Below are 23,445 nucleotides of genomic sequence, written 5' to 3'. Positions count from 1 at the left end.
TCATATTTATGAGAAACAGCCACTATTATTATGATGCGCAAAAAGGGTTTGTTATTGAAAATTTTGATAAGGCAAAGACATTTTCTAGTTTTCTACCTGGGATAGCAGGGGTGAAAGGAATCCCAATGTGGACGTTCTACGTAAATAGAGGGCAAGGAATTTGTAGCTTTGGAATTGAGAATAAAAATTCCCCAATCATGGAATTTTCACCGGCGAGTATTGCCTATCGCAATGTTTCGAAAAACGGCTTTAGAACGTTTATTAAAGTGAAAAATCAGGAGCGCATAATAGAGGCTTTCAGTCCTGACGTAGATTCGGAACACATTCAACGAAACATGTATATCAAAGAAAACCGACTAACAATTGAAGAAATAAATGAAGAAGTCGGAATGAGCGTTACTGTGAACTATTTTCAAATTCCTCATGACCAATTCGCAGGACTCGTACGTAATGTGGAGATTACCAACTTAAATGACACACCATTGGATTTGGAAGTCGTAGATGGTATGCCAGAAGTTCTTCCTTATGGAGTAGAAAATATGGCTTATAAGGAAGTAGGCAATCTATTAAGAAGTTGGATGGAAGTGTACAATCGAGAGAATAACATTCCCTTTTATCATGTTCGAGCAAGTATAGGCGATGAAGCAAAGGTAGAGGAAGTGACCAAAGGGCATTTTTATCTATCTTTCACAGATGATAAGCAGCTACAGTCACCTATAGTGGATGCAGATATCTTATTTGGTACAGAAAGCTCGCTTCGTTTTCCAGAAGTTTTTATGCAACATTCCTTGGATGAGATAGCTACTTTTTCACAAGTTACAGCCAATAAAGTACCTTGTGCTTTTACTCCTGTCAAAAAGTATCTAGATTCACAAGAATCTTTTACTATCTCTAGTATTATAGGCCATGTAGAAGATATTGATGTAATAAATACTAGAGTCAATGATCTGACAAGGTTGAATTACATACAAGAAAAGCAGCAAGAAGCTGATGATCTCGTTCATCAACTTACAGATTCCATTCAAACTGAAACGAATTCAGCTGTTTTTGACCAATATTGTCGTCAAACGTATTTAGACAATGTGTTACGTGGAGGCGTTCCATTATTGTTAGAAAATGGAGAAGATAACTTTGTTTATCACGTTTTTTCTAGAAAGCATGGTGATATGGAAAGGGATTATAATTTCTTCCGTATAGCACCGGAATATTATTCACAAGGTAATGGGAACTTCCGTGATGCTAATCAAAATAGACGAAATGATATCTTCTTTAATCCTAAGATTGGTAGCTTCAATGTCAAAATGTTTATGAGCTTAATTCAAATTGACGGCTATAACCCACTTTCGGTAGAGGGATGCACGTTTGAAATCCCACAAGCACACCTAGATAAGGTGAGACAAGTTATAGAAACCCATTTATCTTCCCATCAAGAAGAAATTATGCAATTGCTTTCTTCCCGTTTCACTCCTGGTAAACTCATGCATTATATCGCTCTTCATCAGGTAAACGTAAAAGGGGATGATGATGAATTCTTAGCAAACATTTTATCCTATAGTACTCAACAAATAGAAGCTAGTTTCGGAGAAGGGTTTTGGACGGATCATTGGACGTATAACCTTGATCACATTGAAAGTTATTTGGCTATTTATCCAGATCAAATTGAAGCTTTCTTATTTGATGATCGTACGTATGCGTTTTTTGATAGTCCTGTACGTGTGCTTCCTAGAAAGCAAAAGCATGTTCTCTCTAACGGTACGGTACGGCAGTATGGAGCAATTCAAGAAGACGAGCAGAAAATGAAGAAACTTAGTATTGGTCTGCAGGATACGAATTGGCTTCGATCAAGATCGGGTGAGGGTGACATTTATCAAACCAGTTTATTTGCAAAATTAATTTCGCTATCCTTAGTTAAATTCTCTACCTTAGATCCATATGGGATGGGCATTGAAATGGAAGCAAATAAGCCAGGTTGGAATGATGCCTTAAATGGTTTGCCAGGTTTAATAGGATCAGGTATGAGTGAAACATTTGAGTTGAAACGATTGATTCAATTTATGCTGACAAATTTGTCTAAGTATGAGAATAAATCTATTTATCTTCCTGAGGAAATGACAAGCTTTCTTAACGATGTGAATACTCAAGTTCAGGAGTACTACGCTGGCCATATCAATGAATTTACGTACTGGGATAATGTATCCACCATTAGGGAGACATTCAGAGACAACGTTCGTTTCGGGATAACTGGGAAGGAAGAATCTGTACCATTAGCTGAACTAAAGGTTATGTATGAAACGTTTTTAAATAAAATCAACCAAGGCATTGAACGTGCCATCGAATTAGGCGATGGACTTTCACCAACTTACTTTTCCTATGAAGCAAGCGATTATGATGTCATAGATTTAGACGAAGCTGAACAATTATCTACATTTGAAGGTTTGCCACCAGTACAAGTTAAAGAGTTTACGGTGAAACCTCTTAATCACTTTTTAGAAGCGCCTGCAAGGGCTTTGAAGACTTCTGAAAATAAAGAATCATCCTTATCTATGTATAACACTGTAAAGGAAACAGCTTTATTTGATGAAGAGTTAAAAATGTATAAAACCTCTGTTGATCTAACAAATGAATCCTACGAGATTGGTAGAATTAAAGCATTTACACCAGGTTGGTTAGAGAGAGAATCTGTATTTCTCCATATGTCCTATAAGTATTTACTAGGGTTGATTAAATCTTCCTTATATGATGAGTTTTTTGAGGAAATGAACACATCTCTTATTCCATTTTTAGATGCTGAGAAGTATGGAAGAAGTACACTTGAAAATGTCTCGTTTATTGCTACATCTGTGAATCCAGACCCAGCTGTTCATGGACAAGGTTTTGTGGCAAGACTAAGTGGATCTACAGCAGAGTTTTTAAGCATGTGGAAAGAAATGATGTTTGGGCATTACCCTTTCACTCAGGTAAATGGAGAACTAGCATTCGCGTTAAAACCGATTTTACCTGGATGGCTATTTAATGAGAATGGTGAGGTATCAGCTACATTTTTAGGCAGTACAACCATTACGTATAAAAACAAGGAGAAACGTAATACGTATGGATCAAATAAAGCGGAAGTTACATCTATGAAAGTAATGTACAGTGATGGAAGGTCAGAAACGTTACATGATGCTATCATAGTGGGAGATATCGCTTACGACATACGTAATGGTGCCGTAACTTCTATTGAAGTGGAGATGAGCTAGGCACAATGGGACGGGGGGACAGGTACGTTGTCCCATTTCAGTGAGATATGAAATGAGAGAGATGGGATGAGGGGACAGGTCCCTCATCCCATTCTAGAACACCTGCTTTTGCTTGAGCAGGTGTTTTTTTTGTTAAATTAAGTAGTAAATTAATTGAGACGGAGGGACAGGTCCCTCGTCCCAACTTCAGGATACAGTGGGATGAGGGACCTGTCCCCTCATCCCACTCTTTTTACATCATTATACATATTTTCTGAATACTTTTTGTAAGTATAAGATAAAGGATACTATGACAAAAGAAGGGGGTAATTAAGTGGGGATACCGTTCTTAAAAATGGCTGTTGTCTACTTTTTGGTGGGGATTGGGTATGGAATTTATATGGATATGACGCAGGATTTTGCATTAAAGGGTGCTCATGCCCATATTAATTTAGCTGGCTGGGCTTCTATGGCTTTATTTGGAATTATTTATCACTATTTTCAAAGTATTGATAATTCTTTAGCAAAAGTGCATTTTTGGTTGTATAACATTGCTATGCCAATATTCATGGTGTCTTTAAGCTTTGTTCTGATAGGAAATCTAAGCTTTGTTCCTGGTATTATTGTCGGTAGTAATTTGTTAGCAATTGCCGTTTTAGTATTTGCTTACAACGTTCTATTCAAGTTGAAAGCGAGTAATGAAGCGAAGCTTAAGCAAGAGCAGAACATGCAAGTTTGATTAATGTTTAACAAAGAAAAACAGGTTACTGAATTCTGTCTTTAGACACAAAAATATCAATTTAATACGTTACCTTAATTTCAAAAGGCTGTCTCTCCTAAGGGGCAGCCTCTTTTTAATGAGGTAAGAGAAAATATCTTATACATGTTGGATAATTTATCAAAGGACTTTTTACACAGTTTTAAATTTTCTAAAAATTATGCTTCACAGCGAAATTTATCGTATTGTATAATTGTCATACAAATTAAATGATACCGCTTACATAATTGCGGTGTTTGGGAGGGTATTCATTGTCTGTATGGGATTTAGCTGTTGATTTAGGATTGATTTCGATGTTGTTGTTGGTAGGGGTTGTGCTTCGAGCGAAAGTGACTGGCATTCAAAAAGTATTTATTCCTGCGAGTATTATTGCTGGGTTGGCTGGACTAACTTTAGGTCCAAATGGGTTCAATCTATTACCATTTTCTGATCTGGTTAGTCATTATCCTACGATTTTAATAGCTGTCATTTTTGGTGCTATTCCAATCGGGGCTGCGAAAGTGAATTGGAAGCAAACGTTTGGACGTATTCGTAACATGTGGGTTTATTCTATGATGTTGACTCTGTTGATGTGGGGCGGCGGAGCAATGATTACATATTTATTGCTTGAAAGAGTATGGGACATTCCTACTGGATTTGGCTTGGTCCTAGGAGCAGGTTTCCTTGGAGGTCACGGAACAGCGGCTGCAGTTGGAGAAGCGTTTAGTGGACTTGGCTGGGAGGAAGCGACAGCTCTTGGCTACACATCGGCAACGATCGGTTTAATTTGCGCCATATTAGGTGGCCTATTTTTAATCAAGAAAAGTGCTAGAAACAACCAGACTAATTTCATCTCAGACTTTAAAGATCTACCAAATGAACTTAGGACAGGCCTTGTGCCTCAAGACAATCGTAAAAGCTTTGGCGATGATACTGTTTCTAGTAACACAGTAGATCCCTTATTTTTTCATATTGCGATTATATCCTTAGTGGTAATGGGAAGTTACTTTCTACAATCTTGGGTTGAGTCCGTCTTCCCAAGTATTAGTGTTCCACTGTTAAGTCTATCATTTGTAGTTGGATTGATTGTCCAATTCGTTCTGAACGCCACCAAGGCAAATGACTACGTAGATAAGCGGATTATTGATCGTATTAGTGGCACGGCTACAGATTTAATTGTTGCATTTGGGATTACATCTATTAATCTAGCTGTTGTAGCAGCCTATGCTTGGCCACTTATTGCATTGTTTATCTTCGGTATTATTTGGGCGTATTGCATTTTCCATTTCATTGCACCACGAGTATTTCATCAACACTGGTTTGAAAACGGTATCTTTGGATGGGGATGGAGTACTGGAACAGTAGCAATGGGGATAGCGCTATTACGCATTGTTGATCCAAAAATGAAAAGCTCAACTTTAGATGACTATGCATTAAGCTATGTTGGTATGGTTCCAGTCGAGATTCTAATCATTACCTTTGGTCCGATCATGATGATGTCAGGACTTGGTGGAGTATTCCCACTTATTTTACTAGGAGGTAGTGTGGTTATCTTATTCATAGCAGCAAAGTCAGGTTGGCTAGTCTCAAAAGAAACAGTCGATTATCGAAATAGCAAACCTGTTTATTCCTATGAGGAGGCTCAATGATTGAAATGAAAATAGAACGAAAGAAAGTATCCATGCAAGTATTCGATCGCATAAAAGAAATGATTCAACAAGAAAAAATGAAGCCTGGAGACAAGCTTCCAACTGAGAAGCAACTCTCAGAAATGTTTGGAGTTAGTAGGACGCCAGTTAGGGAAGCGTTAAGTGTTCTCGAGGCGAGTGGTCTTACAACTTCCAAACAAGGAGGAGGAAGTGTCATTCAAGCAACTTCTCTGAGCAATCTGATGGAGGAAACGCAGTTTGAGTTTGTAGATCCAGAGGAAGTACTGAATCTCCTTGAAACAAGAATCATTTTAGAAACAGAAGCTGCAAGGCTAGCAGCTGAACGAAGAACTCCCGAAGAGCTAGATGAAATCAAACAAAATTTAGATGCAATTCGATTATCACAGGATGAAAACCAAATTGGGTACAAGGAGGATATTGCGTTTCACAATGCAATCGTAAAAGCCTCTCACAACCCTATTTTAAATCAAACCATAGAAGGAGTAACGAATTTGTATGAAAAAGCAATTCGTTTCTCTCTTATGAAAAATATGGGTATTTCAGAGAAGAGAGCTCAAGTATTAAGTGAGCATGAGCGTATTTATGCAGCAATTAGCCAGGGAAATGGTCCAAAAGCGAAAGAAGAAATGCAAAACCATCTATCGAATGCGCGAAAGAAATTTGAAGAAGAACTTAATCAAGCAGCTAATTCATAAAAGGGAGAGATAATAATGATCGAAAAACCAGTGCAATTCTACAGTGAAGGACTCCTACTACAAGGGACATTATATTTTCCAGACAACTATCAAGAAGGGGAAAAGCTTCCTGCTATTATTCCAAACTCTGGCTATCAAGGGGTTAATGAATTCTATCCTCGGATGTTCGCTCAATCGATGACAGATAAAGGCTATATTTGCTTAGGATTTGATTATAGGGGATTTGCAGATAGTGAAGGGGATCCTGCTAGGGTTTTATTAGAGGAACAAGTTCAGGACATTCATAATGCCGTTACGTTTCTTCAGCTGCAAGAGGAAGTGGACCATGAACGTATAGGGCTTATTGGTTGGGGCATGGGTGGTTCGAATGTCATTCGGGTTACAGAAACCAATAATAATGTTAGTGCTGTTGCGGCATTAAATGGCTTTTATCATGGAGAACGCTGGTTGAAGACGGTTCATTCTTACGAGGATTGGATGAAAGTGCTAGAAACAGTAGAACAAGATCGCATTCGACGGGTGGTTGAAGGAGAATCAAAGGAAGAGGAACCATTCCTTCATTATCCACTAGATCCTGCTACAAGAGATTATGTTGAGAAAGAATTGGCAGATCGAAAAGGATTTGGTGGGAAGACGCGCATTCAGTTTACTGAATCTATACTAGAGCTTGATGCAGATCGAGCTGCACAAAATCTTGATGACATTCCACTGTTTGTTGGTCATGGAGTAGAAAATATCCTTCATCCTTTTGAAGAAGCTATTGCTTTATATGAACAGGCTGCAGAACCAAAGCAGTTCTACCGCATTGAAGGAAAACATAATGACTTCATGTATAGCGAACATAATGAATATATCGCTCTAATGAATGAATTGGAAACCTTTTTTAACGAGGCATTGGCATAAAAGGGAGGCATTACAATGAAAGAATACTACCATCCTCTTTTACAGGGAGCTTATGATCTTCACGTTCATAGCTCCCCTAGCCTTTTTCCGAGAAAACAAACGGATTGGGAACTTGTTGAAGAGGGGAAGAAAGCTGGCATGAAAGGATTGGTCATTAAAGCACATGAAGGAAACTCCTATGATCGTGCGTATTTAATTCGAGAAAAGATACCAGATATCGATGTGCAAGGTGGTCTTGTATGTAATTTGTTTACAGGAGGGCTTTCTCCTCATGCTGTAGATACAGCTCTGCAAATGGGGGCAAAAATAATTTGGATGCCCACCATATCAGCAAAACAGCACGCTGATTACTTTCAAAATCATTCCCAGGGAAATTTTTTTAATAGTAAAAAGTCGCTGGATTATTCAGCTTCTGTATTAACGATATGGAACGACCAGGGTGAAGTAAAGGAAGAAGTAAGACAAATCCTCTCTCTTATTGCTTCTCATGATGCTGTGCTAGCAACAGGTCATCTTTCTCCTGATGAAGTGGGCGCCTTAGTTGATGAAGCGATTCATATTGGAGTAGAACGTATTTTAATCCAACATGCTGATTTAGGTATTGCCCAAATTCCACTTGATATGCAAGTGGAACTAGCAGAGAAGGGGTGCATGATTGAGAAGTGCTTTCTTGCATGTGGGAATGATTTCAATAATTTATCCGTTCCAGAAATGGCACATACAATCCGGACAATAGGAACAGCATCTTGTGTATTAGTTACCGATTATGGTCAACCGCATAATTCGACTCCAATAAAAGGATTAGAAGAATTTATCGAGAAATTGTTAGTAGCGGGAATAAAAGAAGATGAAATAACGGAAATGGTGTCGACTAACCCAAAATCCTTATTAGGTTGATATCATGTAAAGGAGGTCACATACGTGAACGAATGGATAGAAGCACTACAAAAGCACCTCCCTGAAAAGCAAATCATGACTGATTTAGCAGATCGGCACAGTTATAGCTTTGATGCTTCGTTTGGAGAATATTTACCTGAAATTGTGGTCCAGGCGAAAAACAAGGGGGAGGTTGTTCAGATTGTAAAAATCGCAAATGAACACCAGATTCCCATTTACCCTCGCGGACAGGGAACATGCTTAAGTGGTGGACCGTTACCTGTAAATGGTGGAATTGTCTTGGATTTATCGCAATGGCCTGAAGAAATCGACGTTAGTGCTGATGATTTAACCGTTACTGTCTCACCAAGTGTGTTAACAGCAAATATTGATAAAGCTGCACGAGAACATGGCTTGATGTATGCTCCAGATCCAAGCAGTGCCCATGTAGCAACCATAGGAGGCAATCTTGCCGAGAACTCTGGAGGACCTCGAGGCTTGAAATATGGGGTGACAAAGGATTTCGTACTTGGCCTTGAACTGGTTACACCAGAAGGAGAAATCATTCGTACAGGTGGAAAGACAATTAAAAATGTTACAGGTATCGATTTGACGAAATTGCTCGTTGGATCGGAAGGAACGCTTGGAGTCATTACAGAAGCAACGTTAAAATTAGTTCCGAAACCACCTGCCGTTCAGACGCTAATGGCGGTTTTCGATGATGTGCGTCTTGCTGGCCAGGCTATTTCGAGGACATTAACTTCAGGCATTCTCCCATCTAAGATGGAATTTATGGATCAAGCATGTATTAGAGCGGTAGAAAATTTTCAACCAGCAGGATTACCTACCGATGCTGCTGCTATTGTCATTATCGAATTGGACGGCCATCCGGAAACGCTAAGCATTGAAAAAGAGCTTATCCAGGATATTATGAAAAATATCGGAGCAAGGGATACCGTCATTCCTGAGTCACAAGAAGATGCAGCAAAAATTTGGCACTCTCGTAAACAAGTATCACCAGCCATTGCCAAAATAAAGCCAACCAAAGTCTCCGAGGATGCTACCGTACCAAGAAGTAAAATTCCTGATATGATGGATCGCCTTAAGGAGATAAAAGAACGCCACAACGTCGAGATTGTTGTATTTGGTCACGCAGGTGATGGCAACCTTCACCCTAATGTTCTTTGTGATAAACGTGATCAAGAAGAAATGGGGCGCGTTGAATTAGCTGTAGAAGAAATTTTCCAAGCGGCTATTGATCTTGGAGGGACTCTGTCAGGAGAGCATGGCATAGGTACGATGAAGGCTCCATTTATGGAAAATGAACTCGGAGAAGTTGGGCTAGACATGATGCGTCGAATCAAGGACGCCTGGGATCCAAATGGTATTATGAATCCAGGTAAAATCTTTCCGGAAAAAGGCCAGAAGCTGGTGTTGCGTAGTGAGTAGTGTTAAAACGCTTCAGGAAAAGATTAATTATGACAAGACCTTTGATTGTGTCCAATGTGGCTATTGTCTTCCGGCATGTCCAACCTATGAAACAATGGAGAGGGAAACCCATTCCCCTCGGGGGCGCATCAATTTAGTGAAAATGGTTGCGGAAGGAAAAGCTGCTATTGAAGATTTACAAGAGCCTATAGAGAAATGTCTTGGATGTATGGCATGTACAACAGTGTGCCCAACGGATGTGCAATATGGTGAAATTTTAGAAGGTGCCAAAGAAGTTATTGAAGACAATCAAGTGAAATCGAAGACCCAACAAAAAACAGAACAGTTTTTGTTTGAATCTTTCTTTCCTTCTAAAGGGTGGATGGACACACTAGGAAATGCCACATGGTTGTATCAAAAAACAGGCGTGCAAAAAATAGCCAGATCCTTTCATTTAACGAAGGTAGCCCCAATGAACCTCGATCAATTTGAAAAGGTGCTACCAGATTTACCGTCACCTAAAGAGCGCAAACGACGTGCCAAACGTTTTATTCGCAAGCGTCCTGCTACAGCAAAAGTAGCCTTTTTTACAGGCTGCGTGATGGATAGTATGTTTTTTGATACGAACCAAAATACGATAGAACTATTACTAAGGAGCGGCACAGAGGTTGTACTTCCTGAGCAACAAACGTGCTGTGGAGCTTTGCATGCACATTCGGGTAAAATTGATCAATCGAGAGAACTAGCGAAAGAAAACATTAAAGCCTTTGAAGAAGAGCAAGTAGATTATATTGTGAACAATGCTGGGGGATGTGGCGCTAGATTAATAGAATACCATCATCTCTTTGAAGAAGGTACAGAGTGGTATGAGCGTGCCAAGCAATTTGTTGCAAAGGTTAAAGATATAACCGAAGTTCTCGCAGAGCTTGATCAAATAAACTATACAAAACCTGTAGAGAAAACGGTAACCTATCAACCTTCTTGCCATATGAGCAATGTTCAAAAGGTTAAACAGCCTCCACGTCAACTAATGGATAAAATACCTGGTTTGACATTAAAAGAACTCGATCGTCCAGATTTCTGTTGTGGTTCGGCAGGTATTTATAACATTCTAAACTACGAAGATTCCATGGATGTACTGGATGTAAAAATGAAGGACGTCTGCTCAACACAACCTGAGGGAATAGTAACGACGAATCCTGGTTGCCTGTTACAAATGAAACTAGGAATTGAACGGGAAGGAGCAAGTGAAGACATGGAAGCTGTGCATTTGGTAGACTTACTAGCACAAGCTGGACCTGTTGGAAAATGGGAATAATGATAGCTATAAGAACGAGCTAATATGCTCGTTCTTTTTCGCTGTCCAGGAAATTATAAAATTCAATTCTTGTGTATAACTGAAAAAGTGAAGTAGCCACGTCCAGCTCCAGCGCCCAGCGACTAGCAAACTTCCTGCACCTTCTTACGATAAGTCAACATCGAATCGCTATCGCTCTTCGTGTTTCCTTTCGGTCTACACGACGTAGGTTGGTTCGATGTTGCTGCGTGACGCAGCGGGTCTAATCGAACTTCCATTACCACAGGACAGTTTGTACGTCGCTACCGGGCGCTTGCGCTTTTGTTCTGCTATAATATAACTTACTTTAAAGCAACTATTGGAGGAAATATGGTTATATGTCTTTTGTTTATATTGGATTGATTGGTTTTATAGGGTTGTTGTTTTTTGGTTCTGAGGGTTTTGTGATAGGTGCAATTGTGGGCATGATATGGACAACTCAATCTAATAGAAAAAGAATCCTAGAATTAGAAGATGAACTCTATGAATACAAGTATAATAGAAGTTAAGAAAGAATCATTAAATGAAAATACGCACTATCTCGAGAATATGTCTTATGGTATCGTTGCAGATAAAGGACAATATAATAAAATTCTATAAAAATTGACGCTTAGAAATAAAAAATATATAAAGGATTGGACACTTATACTATTTTTTATACGAAACATTATAGTATATCGCTCATATCGCTTTCCGCTACAGAGAAAAAATGGTTGGAATGATTGTGTTAAAAATACACTTAGCATCTTAAAGGTACATCTTGTTGCTAATTTGCGTACCGTATCGGTAGGCGATATGAATTGCAAAATCACGTTATAAATTTCATATTTGTAATAAAAGGAGGAACGGTATGCGACACGATATAGAGCCAAATGAACGTGCCTTTTCGTCCAAGGCAGTAGCGGATGAACTTGGCATTGCTACAACAACTGTAAGGAAGTATGGTCAAATTCTAGAGAGAAACGGCTATGAGTTTTTTAAAGATGGAGATCGTCGTATATTTGTCCGTTCAGATATTAAAGCGCTTATAGCGATACGCGACACAGCTAAGAATAGAGACGATACAGCAATAGAGATAGTAGCCCAGCAAAAAGAGAGATTAGAAGAAAAACAGGAAGCAATGGAAACAAAACCAGCAACTCAAGATACATATGATTTTTCACTCCAAGACCCCAATCAATTACATGAATTTATAAAATTCCTCTCTAGTGAATTAGCTGCTACACGTGAAATGAATGTTCAACTGCAAAATGATATGTCACATCTTAAATCAACCGTATCGCAACTCCAGCAAGATCACCATGTAATTAGTTCAGGAGTGGGAAATTTCTCGCAAAAGACAAACACAAAAATTGAAAAATTAGTAGAACAACAACAAAACCATTATGAACAATTACTGGAACAAGAAAAGCAAAAAAGTGAACTCTTACAAGAAGAAATAAAGCAGATGCGTGAAGAACAGCAGAAAGAATGGCGTGTACAAAATGATTTTAATAAGCAATTACAGGAATCATTTCAAAAACCAAAAGGGTTTTGGGAGTCTCTTTTCTCTGTATTTCGTAAATAGTTGGTATTCGTACACTCATATTCGAGGTGAACGATTTGAAGGGTATAAAGATTACTAAGAATAGAGCAGCTCTAATATCTCTAACTGCTCTTCTAATAACAACTTTGATATTGACTTCTAATGAAAAAGGAATTTCGTATGTAAGGCGTAACTTAGATATGCATCAGGCAGAAACAGTACCTTATCAAAATGATATTACCTTCACACTAACAACAAAACAAATTCTAAATGGCCTGAGCGAACCTATACATATAAATCAAGTGTACGATACAGATATTTATGTAGAAGAAGTAAAAGAAAAAATGAATGATTTGAAAGAAAAAAAAGAATATTTAATTATTGTGGGATTTAATAGCCATTACCATGCAGACGGTGGAAAAATGTTAAGCTTGTTTCGGTTAAACAAAAATCAAACAAGAACAAATACAATTCGATTAAGAGCGTATGGAGAAAATGGTGATGAAGGGGATTATGGAAGTGGCTTTGGAGATAGTGAAGGTAAGTCAGAACAAATGGCTATGTTTGTCTTTACCAAAAAAGAATTACAAAAAAGTAAGCGATGGACTTTTCAAATGAGCAACATGCATTTATTAAACTATAGTAAAAAGAACTAGTATTTCTTGATGATAGAAATGTAATATTGTTAGTAAAGGGAAAAACCAGTCATTATTATAAAAAAATATATAAGAGGTGATTGTCAGTTGAATATCCAATTGTTTCAACAAATGGCGCAATTACAGGCAATTCGTACGATGGGGTCGGGAAATTCGGCATCGTCTTCTATGAATACGTCATCGTTTTTTACGCAGTTATTGCAAAATGAAATGGCGTCGTTTGATGTTCCAACAGCATCTAAACAAGCTAGAAGCATGACATCTTCCATGCCTCCTCTTTCTATGGGGTCTATGAATCAGGTGATGACATCTTCTAACTCGTTCAAACCTCAAATAGAGGCTGCTGCTCAAGAGCATAATATAGATCCCAAGCTACTAAATGCCGTTATTAAACAAGAATCAGATTTTAATCCAAATGCAGTAAGTAATGCAGGGGCAAAAGGATTAATGCAGCTGATGCCTGCTACAGCGCAAGGATTAGGGGTAGAGAACATTATGGACCCTATCGAAAATATCAATGGGGGAGCAAAGTATCTACGGCAGATGCTAGATAAATACAACGGAGATACAGAACTAGCACTGGCAGCTTATAATGCTGGGCCTGGTAATGTAGACAAGTATGGTGGGATTCCTCCATTTGAAGAGACAAAAGCTTATGTACCGAAAGTAATGGCCAATTATATGAATGCATAAACGATATAAAAAACGCTTGGACAACTATATTAGTTATCCAAGCGTTTTATTTGAATATTAATCGTTAACTCGCTCTCGCTCTAGGTATTTCACCTTGAGAAAGATTAGGTCGAACTAATTGCTTCACAAACCAGCCTGCTACTAGCAACCAGATAATGCCACCTAATATCATGGAAGTGGTGTAGGCTAATCCAAACCCTTCAGGTGCATAAAATATATACGTGCTCACGACAGCTGTCATTGCGAGAGCTGGGATGCTGGCAATCCAGTGGAATTTTCCTTCTCTTAAGAGGTACATCGCTGCGGTCCATAGCATAACGGTAGCTACGACCTGGTTGGACCATCCGACATATCTCCAAAGAAAGGAATAATCTATTTGTGTTAATAGGAACGTTGGAAGGGCTACAGGAATCGACAACCATAGAGGAGTCCATTTCCCTGTCAGCTCTTTTTTACGTAATTGCGTAATTAAATCTCCTAACATCATCCGTGAGGAACGAAGTGCTGTATCACCAGTAGTAACAGGTAAAATAATAACACCAATGACGGCGAGCACCCCTCCAAAGGCACCAAGAGTAGACGTGCTAATTTCATTAACAACACCAGCTGGACCACCAGCATCAAGTGCTTCAAAAAGTCCCTCTGTAGATCCAAAGAACGTCATACCTGCTGCTGCCCATATCAAGGCAATAATACCTTCTGCAATCATGGCTCCATAGAACACCTTACGACCTTCGCTTTCTTTTTTTAGTGTGCGAGCAAGAATAGGACTTTGTGTACTATGAAATCCTGAGATAGCACCACAAGAAATGGTTACCATTAATAGTGGCCATATGGGAGTATCTTTAGCTTCAGGATGTAAATTACTGAACGTTAAATTTGGTATCGGGTTATCAAAGAAAAAGATTCCCACACCAATGGAAACAGCCATAAATATTAAAATAGCCCCAAAAATAGGATAGATTTTACCGATTATCTTATTCACAGGTAACAGTACAGCGATTAAGAAGTAAGCGAAAATAACAAGTAAAGAAGCCATAAAAGTTAAAGGGGTCACTTCCGCCATCAATTGTGCTGGACCAGCTGTAAAGGCAGCTGCCACTAGAACCATTAAGGCAATAGATAACACATTGATAACAGAGCGAACAGGTTTACCTAAGTATTTTCCGACGATAGTAGGATATTGGGCCCCATTATGACGGATTGAAAGCATTCCAGAGAAGTAATCGTGCACTGCTCCACCAAATATAGATCCAATTACAATCCAAATAAAAGCAACAGGACCATATAAAGCGCCTAAAATAGCACCAAAAATAGGGCCAAGTCCTGCAATATTCAAGAGTTGTATTAAACTAGCTTTCCACCAGCTCATTGGCATATAGTCAAAACCATCCTGATAGGTATAGGCAGGTGTACTGGTTTGATCATTAATGCCAAAAATTCGCTCAACCACCTTTCCATAAACAACGTAACCTAAAATTAGTAATAAGATGGATGCAACAAATGTAACCATCGTGACAGCCTCCTTTCGAAATAACGATTTTAGAATATAAAAATTATTGTAAAGTCAGTTGAGGGAAAATACAATTAAAAAAAATGAAAAAAAATAATTTTCTGATAATACTAGGTGAGACATCCGAAAAAGGAATTGTTACAACAAGCGAAAAATGAGGTATACTAGTACAAGCGATTAGCCGTAAAGAAGAGAAAGGATTTTTCTATTATGACAAATGCTCATTCAAATACAGATTTTTATGCAGCACTTCCACCCTTCCTAAAAAACGCATGGGAGAAAGCTCAATTTACAGAACCAACAGCTATCCAACAACAAGCTACCCCTTTTATTATGGAAGGAAGAGATGTGTTAGCGGAAGCACCTACAGGAAGTGGTAAGACGTTAGCTTATCTGCTTCCACTATTAGATAAAATTGATTTTAATCAAAAACAAGTACAAATCGTTATTTTGGCTTCTTCTCATGAACTAGTTATGCAAATCCATCAAGAAGTACAAAAATGGACAGAAGGATCAAACATCAAAAGTACAACCCTTATTGGTGGAGCTAATGTGAAGCGCCAAATTGAAAAGCTAAAAAAGAAACCACAAGTCGTTATCGGTACACCAGGACGTGTTCTAGAGCTAATTAACCAAAAGAAACTTAAAATGCATGAAGTGAAAACAGTCGTTTTTGATGAAGGCGATCAATTACTCATTCCAGAACATCAAGATACAATCGAACGAATTGTAAAAAGTACCCTACGTGAGCGTCAATTGTTACTGTTCTCAGCAACTGTATCTGAACATGTACAAAGGAAAGCGAAAGAAATGATGGACGACCCTGAAATAATAAATGTGCAACAAGGCGAAGGAAATCAACCAGAAGTGGAACATGCTTATATTCCATGTGAGGCACGTGAAAAAGTTGATACACTTCGTAAAGTGATTCATGCAATTGATGGAAAGGCTCTTGCATTTGTGCGTGATGTTGGAAATCTTCAAGTGATGGCAGAGAAATTAGCATACAGAGGTCTTTCCGTCGCAGTACTCCATGGAGATACAAAGAAACAAGACCGCGCTAAAGCTATTCAAGCCTTCCGTTCAGGCGAAGCTCCGCTTTTACTAGCAACAGACGTGGCAGGACGTGGACTAGATATATCCGATATTACCCATGTCATTCATGTCGATGTACCAGACGAACTTGACCAGTACATTCACCGCTCAGGGCGAACGGGTAGACTTGGATCCGAGCAGGGTACAGTATTATCCCTTACAACAAAAGAGGAAGAGAAAGAATTACACAAGTATGCAAAGAAATTAAACGTTCCCCTTCATAAGAAAGCTCTTTATAAGGGAAAACTTCGGGATGATTCCAAGCAGTAATGAATAGATATTAAGTTAAAGCCTAAGTCACAGTTGACTTAGGCTTTTTCATTGATAGGATCTTGCTGGCGGGGTTTGCGAGCAAAAAATTTGATTTGAGAGCAACTTTTCAAATTTGCGAGCAAAATTTTAGATTTCAGAGCAACTTTTTCAATTTCAGAGCAAAAATTGAGTTTTCCGAGCAAATCGGATTTTCACAGTGCTCACAATAGCGAGTGAGCCTGATACATAGTTGGGAATTAATGTTAAATTGATTAGGTAATCTCTTATCATTAAAATAGGGGGAGATGGCTTGCACTTTTTAGCTAACCTTATTGAATATGTATTCTCAAGTAAGAAAACATTGATTTATACCACGTTTAGTAAGAAGGAATATTACCTGATTGTATCGAAGTTGAAAGCTGTGTCTGTTAAGTATCGAGTAGCTTCAACAGCTGATTTTTCCTCAGCACCTGGTGGTTCCTATAGCGATCTTGGGAATGAATACAAGTTTTACGTAGCCAAACAAGATGAGGGAAAAGCATTAGAAGCCATCCATCATAAAAGTAAGTAATTGTTATGCAATAATCAAGAAAGATTCTTGATGAAGGGAGCATCTCCATGAGAGTGTTATTGGAACTGTTACGAATCATATGTATTTTTGGTATATTAGGCGGTGTGTTAGGCGGAATTTTAGATGTTTTTTATGATAACTTTGTTGGTCCTGAAACAACGGCTTATCGATGGTTGGGTTTTGTAGCCATCCTTGTCTTTTTATTTGTACACTATCGAAATCATTGGCAATTCAGTGGTTGGTATAAAGGAAAGGGGAGAGAGAAACTATCGACTCTAGTTACTAGAATGTTATTAGTTATTTCTATAATTCTAGTGATAGCTCCTACCTTTATTGATGTTATTAGAAGGGGGTAGGTATCTGTGAATCAACGAAATAGAATTGCCACCATACTTCAAATTATTGGTGTATTATTCTTCCTAATGGGGATCATTATTGCATTTATTGCTGAGAGTATCCTGTTCTTTTATTTAGCTTTTGTAGTACTCATGTTGTTTCTTGGTTTTGCTGAAATTATTCATTTGTTACAAAAAATTCATGTGGATCTTGTTCTTTATACGAGAGGGGAGGAGTTTATAGAACAGAAACAAGCAACGGATATAGGTGAAGGAAACTTCTATACAATCCACCCCCTAACAGAAAAGGACAAACAAAAAGTATATGATCTTTTTGAAGATACACCAGCAAAACATATGAAACTAATCCATACGCCATACGAACATGTGTGTATCGTACATAAGAAGGATTCGTATTACGTTGTGACGGTGACTGAACAACAGGCGAGTGTTGTTCCTGTAAATCAATTAAGAACTTCCATGCCAGGTGTCATTAAATGGGCAAAGGAACGTAAAGGCATTCAGTTAATTGAGGTTGAGAAAGATGAAGATGGCTGAATTGATGTACACTATAGTAAAAATAATTCTATATGCTGGTCTTGCAATGGCTGTTTTCTCCAATTACTATGAACAAGGTATAGGTCAAGTAGCATCGATTATTTTAATAGCCATCGCAACTAATGAGGTGATTTACGGGATTAAGCGGATTGACAATCGAAATCATTCATGAGGGAGACCATCTCGTTCTTTCACTCTTATCTTTAGCATTTGTATAGTGTGATTATCATCGAGCAGCTCTTGAATTTCCTCTTGTGATCCTCCACTAAATGCTTGAATTTAATTATGGTGTGGACTTTGAACATAAATTCCCATTGTTTTTGTCTCTTCTTCTTGTATTCTATTGTTTTCTCCTTTTCAATGCTATATCCAAATCCATGTGCTTTGTTAGATTTAATAGGGTCACCATCTATAGGCTTATGGCTTCACAGATGTGGCAGTAGAGTATAGGAAAAATTGTTCCTCTTCAGAAAAAATACTTTTTCTTTATAAGCAAAAGTATTTTCTCGTTTCTTGACACGCTGTCCTATATAATGTTATATTAATAATTAATTATTCTTGTTCGTTTGCAAGTTATGAAAGAGAAAGTTTCTAGTAAGTCACTTTAGTCTGGAATGAATATGCAGAGCATTAATAGTAATACATTGTGGATTTTGATCCACGCAGGAGGTAACAATTATGTTACAAGGAAACGTGAAATGGTTTAACGCAGAAAAAGGATTCGGTTTTATTGAAGTAGAAGGTCAAGACGATGTATTCGTTCATTTCTCTGCTATTCAAGAAGAAGGCTTCAAAACATTAGAAGAAAATCAAACTGTTACATTCGACATTGTTGAAGGTAACCGTGGCCCACAAGCAGCTAATGTTCAAAAATAAGTGAATACTAGTAAAAAGAGACTCCCTAAAATAAGGGAGTCTCTTTTTTTGTAGGTAAAGAAATAAGAAAATTGAAGGGCTTTGATGGTAAGCTGCTGTTTAGTAACTTGGATCTTCATACAATAAGTTATCATCGGAGCGCTACTGCTCTCGGTATCAATTAACCTGCTTTTCAGTGAGTAATATCTACCGTTGAGATTGCACCGCCCTATGCTGGACCGGTTGTAACTTGTTCTTGTATAGGAAATTATAAAATTCAATGCTTGTGTATAACTAAGAAAGTGATGCGGCCACGTCCAGCTCCAGCGCCCAGCGACTAGTATGCTTCCCTCGCCTCCGTACGATAAGTTAACATCGAATCACTTCGTTCTTCGTGTTGCCTTTATCTCCTACGGCTCAGTCCAGCATATACGTCGCTAGTCGGGCGCCCTGAGCTTTTGTTCTTGATGTAAACTTAAAATGGAAATCCTCCATATCCTTGGTTTGATCCGAAGAGTTGACCTAACATATTTCCAAAACCGGTACCACTATTAGGTCCTCCATATCCTGGTCCGAATCCTCCGTTATAAAAGCCTGGGCCTTGACCGTATCCAGGTCCATACCCAGGTCCAGGTCCGAAACCCCCGCCATATTCTGGATTGTATCCATTTCCATAAACAGGTCCATTACCTGGTTTAAACCCATACCCATTTCCGTAATTGGGACCGAATCCAGGGTTAAATCCACCATAGCCAGGCCCAGGTCCATATCCTTGATTAAACCCTGGGTTTCCTGGTCCTCCAAAACCTGGTCCAAAACCATTATTCGGTGGACCAAAACCTTGAGGATTATTATTTCCGTTCAATGCTTTATTCAGTAAAAACCCTCCTGCTGTTAGCATGAGGGGACTAATAAATCGTTCATCTTCACCATGTTGCGAGTTAGGAACATGGAAATAGTGATGATGCATGATTGTACCCCCTTTAACACATCGTACATTGTAGCTTATGATATTTGTCTTGATGTGTGCCTAGAAAGAGTGGCGTATGCTGTCTCTCAACTAAAAAATAATTGTTACAATTGAGTGAAAACTAGAATTAATGATTTTTAGGGAGGTGTAAAAATCTTAAAATATTGTTCTATCATTATATTCATTTCGCTAATATTGGTAGCGGGATGTTCCAAAGAATATACTAGTGGGCCTACAGTAGTAGGGTATATCGTAGAAACCAACCCCGATGAACAAGAGATCCTTGTTGTTAACCAAATTAATAAAGAGCAAGCCATGGATTTCAAACTCGATCAATATAGTGGGAAAGATATTGAGGCGTATTATGTAAATGTAGATAAGTTTTGGGATTTCACCTTCGACTATGAGGTGGGACAAAAGGTCCGTATTTGGGTAGATGGGATAGTTGATGATTCCTTTCCAATGCAGGCTGAATTAGGTAAGATTGAAATAATTGAAGAATGATTGTAGTGTGAAAATGTACATATCGTTAATAGAGGTTGGAATAACAATAAAAGTATTAAAAATTTCGGTAAAGCTTTTTAAATCTTACAAGGTATTTCATTAACGGTCATTTTAAGTGCAGCATAGTCGGAAGATACAAGGATATAACATCAGTAGTAGGGTTATTCCCTACTACTGATAAGACTGGTCTTGGATACGTAATTGTTGTTTAGCGAAATTTTGGTATAACGTATGAGTTGAAAAGAGCTCCTGATGTGTTCCTGTGCCAGTAACAATCCCTTTTTCTAAGAAAACAATTTTCTCTGCATCAACTATGGTCGATAATCGATGGGCAATGACTAGCGTTGTTCTACCTTTCATCAAGTTCTTTAGTGCTTCCTGGACGACGATTTCCGAGTGACTATCGAGGCTTGACGTTGCTTCGTCTAGCATAAGGATTTCAGGATCTCGTAAGAAAGCTCGTGCTATTGCTATTCTTTGTCTTTGACCACCTGACAATTTAATGCCACGTTCTCCTACCTCCGTTTGATACCCATTTGGGAATTCTAATATGAAATCATGCGCATAAGCCATTTTTGCAGCAGCTATGATTTTCTCTTCTGGAATATCTTCATCTAGTCCATAGGTTAAATTTTCGACAATGCTACCAGCATAAATAGGGCTTTCTTGAGAGACATAGCCAAGCATTTTCCGCCATGACATCAACGAGAATTCATAAATTTTCGTATCACCATAGCGAATTTCACCTTGTTGAGGTTTATAGAATTGTTCAATGAGTGAAAATAATGTTGTTTTTCCACTTCCACTTGGGCCGACAATGGCTGTAACATCCCCACTTTTGGCGGTGAAAGATACGTCATATACTACTTTCTCAGAATCATCATATCCAAAGGTCACGCCATCAAGAACGAGTTCATTATCGTGTTCAATCCATTTTCCTTCTGTAAAATCCTCTTCTTCTAAATCAAGGATGTATAATACTTTCTCCGTAGCGCCGATTGTTTTTTGAAACTTTGTGAAGAACACCACGATTTGAGTGAGTGGCATAATAATTTGAAACAGATAAATGAAAAAAGCAGCCAATTCCCCTGCAGTCATTGCTCCAGAAGATACTCTTATTCCACCAAATCCAATAATAAGAACAAGGACCACAATGATAAGGGAGGAGACAAGAGGCGACATAATCGCTTGAATCATTCCCTCTTTTAGCCCAAGTTGATAAAGGTTATGGATTCCTGATTTTCCACTTCTATATTCTCGTTCCTCTGCATTAGAAGCTTTCACTAACCGTATTTCTGAAATCACTCTTGTTAAATGGGCAGAGAATTTTGCTGTCTTCGATTGTAAGCTTCTTGAAATTTGAGCGCTCTTCTTGCCGATTGGTATAAGGAATAATAGGGCTATTGGGATAATGGAAAACATAACTAATGTAAGGGGCCAATCTAGAAAAAACAAAATAATGATGGCACCTGTAACAGATATGATTCCTGTCACAAAACCTGTGAAATTGTCAGTGATTAAGTCTTTAATAACCCCTGTATCATTTGTCATTCTGCTAACAGAATCACCAGTCTCATGTGAATCATAGTATGAAATGGGAAGAGCGAGAAGCTTCTCCCACAATCTTTCACGTAGGGCAGCTATGATATGTTGGCCAACTCTAGCCAGGATGTACACGGACACTCCGCCTGCTATCGCCTGTATCAAAAAGGCGATCACAATGCCAACAATGACGGTAGTATTCAGGTTCTCTAAATCGAAATTATCAATTAATCGACTCGCCAGTAAGGGAATGCTTAAACCTGCCATCGTAGTAAGAACACTTAAAAATAGAGAAAAACCAAATAAAAATTTAGGTGGATTTGTTGCTCTAATTAATTGGACAAGATTCTTCCAATTTGCTTTTTTATGTACAGTTTCCATTATGTACCTCTCATCTTAATTAGTCGTTATCTTTTCAAATCATTCGTCGCAAACTATGGTTGCGAGGTGATAAATTCTAATACCTTCCAATTCTATTTTAAACTATTATCGTGATAATTGTAATAAAAAGAGAATGCCGTTACACTTTAGTTGAGACGAACAAATATAAACTAGTAAGGGAGTTTAGTATTATGAAAATTGCCTTGGCAAATGATCATGCTGGTTTCGCATTAAAAGAAGAAATTAAACAATTGGTAGAAGAAGAGGGGCATGAGGTTGTAGATTTTGGAACGCATGACGAGGAGTCTTGCGATTTACCTGATTTCATATATCCTGCATCTCTAGCGGTAGCAAAGGGAGAAGTAGAACGAGGGATATTCGTAGATGGAGTTGGTTACGGAAGTGCGATGATTGCCAATAAAATCTATGGTCTGAATGCAGCGGTTTGTCAGGACCCATTTTGTGCAGAGTTAGCAAGGTCTCACTCCAATACGAATGTGTTATGTATTGGTGGGAAGATTATTGGTTCAGCTATAGCCTTGAAAACCGTTGACGTCTGGTTGAATACTGCTTTTCATGAAGAAGAAAAGTATAAACGTCGTGTGGAAAAAGTAAATAGAATAGCTGAAAAGCATTTGAAAGAAATCTAATTATTTTTGGGGGACTATATGCAATCAACGAATAGTAATATAAAGCAATCTATTCCCATATTTCGTATTTTTGATGTAGAAAAGGCCAAGGAATTTTATATTACGTATTTAGGGTTCTCATTAGATTGGGAGCATCGGTTTGAAGAACATTTCCCTTTGTATATGCAAGTTTCCTCTGGAGGGATTACGCTTCATCTATCGGAACATCATGGGGACTGTTCTCCAGGAGCGGCGGTTCGCGTCGAAGTAGAAGGTCTTAAAGCATTGCATAATGCATTAGAGTCGAAGGCCTATGCATATGCTAACCCCGCCATTGAATCAAAACCATGGGGAACCAAGGAAATGCAACTTACAGATCCATTCGGGAATAAGTTGATTTTTTACCAATGGGTGTAATAGGTGGAGATTTGACTAGGATTGTTATATAATTCGAAAATTACACATTAAGTAAATACATTATGT

General features: G+C 38.4%; 24 protein-coding genes. 21 read left to right on the top strand and 3 right to left on the bottom strand.

Going from position 1 to position 23,445, the window contains the following annotated elements; genetic code table 11:
- Window positions 1-8 precede the first annotated feature (8 nt).
- The 12 genes from N782_RS07475 to N782_RS22080 all read left to right on the top strand — a co-directional run bounded on the left by N782_RS07475 (window position 9) and on the right by N782_RS22080 (window position 13,757).
- The gene (locus N782_RS07475; protein WP_036818050.1) at window positions 9-3,239 is read left to right on the top strand and encodes a hypothetical protein; all 3,231 of its coding nucleotides are present in this window, start codon (window positions 9-11) and stop codon (window positions 3,237-3,239) included.
- A gap of 313 nt (window positions 3,240-3,552) precedes the next feature.
- Window positions 3,553-3,957, top strand: coding sequence for a hypothetical protein (locus N782_RS07470; protein WP_036818047.1), 405 nt, complete (start codon window positions 3,553-3,555; stop codon window positions 3,955-3,957).
- A gap of 290 nt (window positions 3,958-4,247) precedes the next feature.
- On the top strand, window positions 4,248-5,624 hold the full coding sequence (locus N782_RS07465; protein WP_084103011.1) for a sodium/glutamate symporter: 1,377 nt from the start codon (window positions 4,248-4,250) through the stop codon (window positions 5,622-5,624).
- Window positions 5,621-6,340 (top strand): FadR/GntR family transcriptional regulator, encoded by a 720-nt coding sequence (locus N782_RS07460; protein WP_052111227.1) that lies wholly within the window; start codon window positions 5,621-5,623, stop codon window positions 6,338-6,340. The genes N782_RS07465 and N782_RS07460 overlap by 4 nt, the downstream gene beginning before the upstream one ends.
- A gap of 15 nt (window positions 6,341-6,355) precedes the next feature.
- On the top strand, window positions 6,356-7,243 hold the full coding sequence (locus tag N782_RS07455) for an alpha/beta hydrolase (RefSeq protein ID WP_036818042.1): 888 nt from the start codon (window positions 6,356-6,358) through the stop codon (window positions 7,241-7,243).
- Between the two features lie 15 nt (window positions 7,244-7,258).
- On the top strand, window positions 7,259-8,140 hold the full coding sequence (locus tag N782_RS07450) for a DUF6282 family protein (protein ID WP_036818040.1): 882 nt from the start codon (window positions 7,259-7,261) through the stop codon (window positions 8,138-8,140).
- 24 nt (window positions 8,141-8,164) lie between these two features.
- Entirely contained in the window at window positions 8,165-9,568 is a 1,404-nt protein-coding gene (locus N782_RS07445) for an FAD-binding oxidoreductase (RefSeq protein ID WP_036818038.1), read from the top strand.
- Window positions 9,561-10,865, top strand: a complete 1,305-nt coding sequence (locus tag N782_RS07440; protein ID WP_036818037.1) for a (Fe-S)-binding protein — start codon at window positions 9,561-9,563, stop codon at window positions 10,863-10,865. The genes N782_RS07445 and N782_RS07440 overlap by 8 nt, the downstream gene beginning before the upstream one ends.
- Window positions 10,866-11,221: 356 nt before the next feature.
- On the top strand, window positions 11,222-11,392 hold the full coding sequence (locus tag N782_RS21485; RefSeq protein WP_161783085.1) for a hypothetical protein: 171 nt from the start codon (window positions 11,222-11,224) through the stop codon (window positions 11,390-11,392).
- Between the two features lie 341 nt (window positions 11,393-11,733).
- Window positions 11,734-12,450, top strand: coding sequence for a kinetochore Spc7 family protein (locus N782_RS07435; RefSeq protein WP_036818036.1), 717 nt, complete (start codon window positions 11,734-11,736; stop codon window positions 12,448-12,450).
- Between the two features lie 158 nt (window positions 12,451-12,608).
- Window positions 12,609-13,064 carry a hypothetical protein gene (locus N782_RS07430; protein WP_036818033.1) on the top strand — a complete coding sequence of 152 codons (456 nt, stop codon included), beginning with the start codon at window positions 12,609-12,611 and terminating at the stop codon, window positions 13,062-13,064.
- 87 nt (window positions 13,065-13,151) lie between these two features.
- Window positions 13,152-13,757: a lytic transglycosylase domain-containing protein gene (locus tag N782_RS22080; protein WP_036818030.1), complete on the top strand. Its 606-nt coding sequence runs from the start codon at window positions 13,152-13,154 to the stop codon at window positions 13,755-13,757.
- A 64-nt stretch (window positions 13,758-13,821) separates the two neighbouring features.
- Here N782_RS22080 and N782_RS07420 read toward each other — a convergent pair whose 3' ends face one another.
- Window positions 13,822-15,270, bottom strand: a complete 1,449-nt coding sequence (locus tag N782_RS07420; RefSeq protein ID WP_036818027.1) for a carbon starvation CstA family protein — start codon at window positions 15,268-15,270, stop codon at window positions 13,822-13,824.
- A gap of 210 nt (window positions 15,271-15,480) precedes the next feature.
- Between N782_RS07420 and N782_RS07415 the strand changes: the two genes are divergently transcribed.
- The 6 genes from N782_RS07415 to N782_RS07390 all read left to right on the top strand — a co-directional run bounded on the left by N782_RS07415 (window position 15,481) and on the right by N782_RS07390 (window position 18,957).
- Window positions 15,481-16,635 (top strand): DEAD/DEAH box helicase, encoded by a 1,155-nt coding sequence (locus tag N782_RS07415; protein ID WP_036818025.1) that lies wholly within the window; start codon window positions 15,481-15,483, stop codon window positions 16,633-16,635.
- A gap of 292 nt (window positions 16,636-16,927) precedes the next feature.
- Window positions 16,928-17,188 (top strand): hypothetical protein, encoded by a 261-nt coding sequence (locus N782_RS07410; RefSeq protein ID WP_036818023.1) that lies wholly within the window; start codon window positions 16,928-16,930, stop codon window positions 17,186-17,188.
- Between the two features lie 47 nt (window positions 17,189-17,235).
- Window positions 17,236-17,544 (top strand): hypothetical protein, encoded by a 309-nt coding sequence (locus N782_RS07405; RefSeq protein ID WP_036818021.1) that lies wholly within the window; start codon window positions 17,236-17,238, stop codon window positions 17,542-17,544.
- Window positions 17,545-17,550: 6 nt separating this feature from the next.
- Window positions 17,551-18,081, top strand: coding sequence for a hypothetical protein (locus N782_RS07400; protein WP_036818019.1), 531 nt, complete (start codon window positions 17,551-17,553; stop codon window positions 18,079-18,081).
- Complete coding sequence (locus N782_RS07395; protein ID WP_036818017.1) at window positions 18,068-18,253, top strand: hypothetical protein; 186 nt, start codon at window positions 18,068-18,070, stop codon at window positions 18,251-18,253. The genes N782_RS07400 and N782_RS07395 overlap by 14 nt, the downstream gene beginning before the upstream one ends.
- Window positions 18,254-18,759: 506 nt before the next feature.
- Window positions 18,760-18,957, top strand: coding sequence for a cold-shock protein (locus tag N782_RS07390; protein ID WP_036818015.1), 198 nt, complete (start codon window positions 18,760-18,762; stop codon window positions 18,955-18,957).
- A 454-nt stretch (window positions 18,958-19,411) separates the two neighbouring features.
- On the opposite strand, the gene N782_RS20660 is transcribed toward N782_RS07390, so the two are convergent.
- The gene (locus N782_RS20660) at window positions 19,412-19,906 is read right to left on the bottom strand and encodes a hypothetical protein (RefSeq protein ID WP_052111226.1); all 495 of its coding nucleotides are present in this window, start codon (window positions 19,904-19,906) and stop codon (window positions 19,412-19,414) included.
- A gap of 195 nt (window positions 19,907-20,101) precedes the next feature.
- On the opposite strand from N782_RS20660, the gene N782_RS20990 reads away from it, so the two are divergent.
- A complete protein-coding gene (locus tag N782_RS20990) occupies window positions 20,102-20,410 on the top strand; it encodes a DUF3221 domain-containing protein (protein WP_161783083.1) in 309 nt (102 codons plus the stop codon).
- A 171-nt stretch (window positions 20,411-20,581) separates the two neighbouring features.
- On the opposite strand, the gene N782_RS07375 is transcribed toward N782_RS20990, so the two are convergent.
- Entirely contained in the window at window positions 20,582-22,333 is a 1,752-nt protein-coding gene (locus tag N782_RS07375) for an ABC transporter ATP-binding protein (protein WP_036818013.1), read from the bottom strand.
- A 191-nt stretch (window positions 22,334-22,524) separates the two neighbouring features.
- Here N782_RS07375 and rpiB point away from each other — a divergent pair, with 191 nt between their 5' ends.
- Together rpiB and N782_RS07365 are read left to right on the top strand one after the other, a co-directional pair.
- A complete protein-coding gene (rpiB, locus tag N782_RS07370) occupies window positions 22,525-22,983 on the top strand; it encodes a ribose 5-phosphate isomerase B (protein ID WP_036818011.1) in 459 nt (152 codons plus the stop codon).
- A gap of 18 nt (window positions 22,984-23,001) precedes the next feature.
- Complete coding sequence (locus N782_RS07365) at window positions 23,002-23,379, top strand: glyoxalase superfamily protein (RefSeq protein WP_036818008.1); 378 nt, start codon at window positions 23,002-23,004, stop codon at window positions 23,377-23,379.
- The last annotated feature ends 66 nt before the right edge of the window (window positions 23,380-23,445 follow it).

It is taken from the genome of Pontibacillus yanchengensis Y32 (assembly GCF_000770635.1).
Taxonomy (GTDB): Bacteria; Bacillota; Bacilli; order Bacillales; family BH030062; genus Pontibacillus; species Pontibacillus yanchengensis.
This window is presented reverse-complemented; position numbering and strand designations above follow the sequence as displayed.

What these genes read in the sequence shown, in the direction of transcription:
- N782_RS07475 (WP_036818050.1), top strand. Translation starts at nt 9, where the DNA reads ATGAGAAACAGCCACTATTATTATGATGCGCAAAAAGGGTTTGTTATT.
- N782_RS07460 (WP_052111227.1), top strand. Translation starts at nt 5,621, where the DNA reads ATGATTGAAATGAAAATAGAACGAAAGAAAGTATCCATGCAAGTATTC.
- N782_RS07455 (WP_036818042.1), top strand. Translation starts at nt 6,356, where the DNA reads ATGATCGAAAAACCAGTGCAATTCTACAGTGAAGGACTCCTACTACAA.
- N782_RS07450 (WP_036818040.1), top strand. Translation starts at nt 7,259, where the DNA reads ATGAAAGAATACTACCATCCTCTTTTACAGGGAGCTTATGATCTTCAC.
- N782_RS21485 (WP_161783085.1), top strand. Translation starts at nt 11,222, where the DNA reads ATGTCTTTTGTTTATATTGGATTGATTGGTTTTATAGGGTTGTTGTTT.
- N782_RS07435 (WP_036818036.1), top strand. Translation starts at nt 11,734, where the DNA reads ATGCGACACGATATAGAGCCAAATGAACGTGCCTTTTCGTCCAAGGCA.
- N782_RS07430 (WP_036818033.1), top strand. Translation starts at nt 12,609, where the DNA reads ATGCATCAGGCAGAAACAGTACCTTATCAAAATGATATTACCTTCACA.
- N782_RS07420 (WP_036818027.1), bottom strand. Translation starts at nt 15,270, where the DNA reads ATGGTTACATTTGTTGCATCCATCTTATTACTAATTTTAGGTTACGTT.
- N782_RS07415 (WP_036818025.1), top strand. Translation starts at nt 15,481, where the DNA reads ATGACAAATGCTCATTCAAATACAGATTTTTATGCAGCACTTCCACCC.
- N782_RS07405 (WP_036818021.1), top strand. Translation starts at nt 17,236, where the DNA reads ATGAGAGTGTTATTGGAACTGTTACGAATCATATGTATTTTTGGTATA.
- N782_RS07395 (WP_036818017.1), top strand. Translation starts at nt 18,068, where the DNA reads ATGAAGATGGCTGAATTGATGTACACTATAGTAAAAATAATTCTATAT.
- N782_RS07390 (WP_036818015.1), top strand. Translation starts at nt 18,760, where the DNA reads ATGTTACAAGGAAACGTGAAATGGTTTAACGCAGAAAAAGGATTCGGT.
- N782_RS20660 (WP_052111226.1), bottom strand. Translation starts at nt 19,906, where the DNA reads ATGCATCATCACTATTTCCATGTTCCTAACTCGCAACATGGTGAAGAT.
- N782_RS07375 (WP_036818013.1), bottom strand. Translation starts at nt 22,333, where the DNA reads ATGGAAACTGTACATAAAAAAGCAAATTGGAAGAATCTTGTCCAATTA.
- rpiB (WP_036818011.1), top strand. Translation starts at nt 22,525, where the DNA reads ATGAAAATTGCCTTGGCAAATGATCATGCTGGTTTCGCATTAAAAGAA.
- N782_RS07365 (WP_036818008.1), top strand. Translation starts at nt 23,002, where the DNA reads ATGCAATCAACGAATAGTAATATAAAGCAATCTATTCCCATATTTCGT.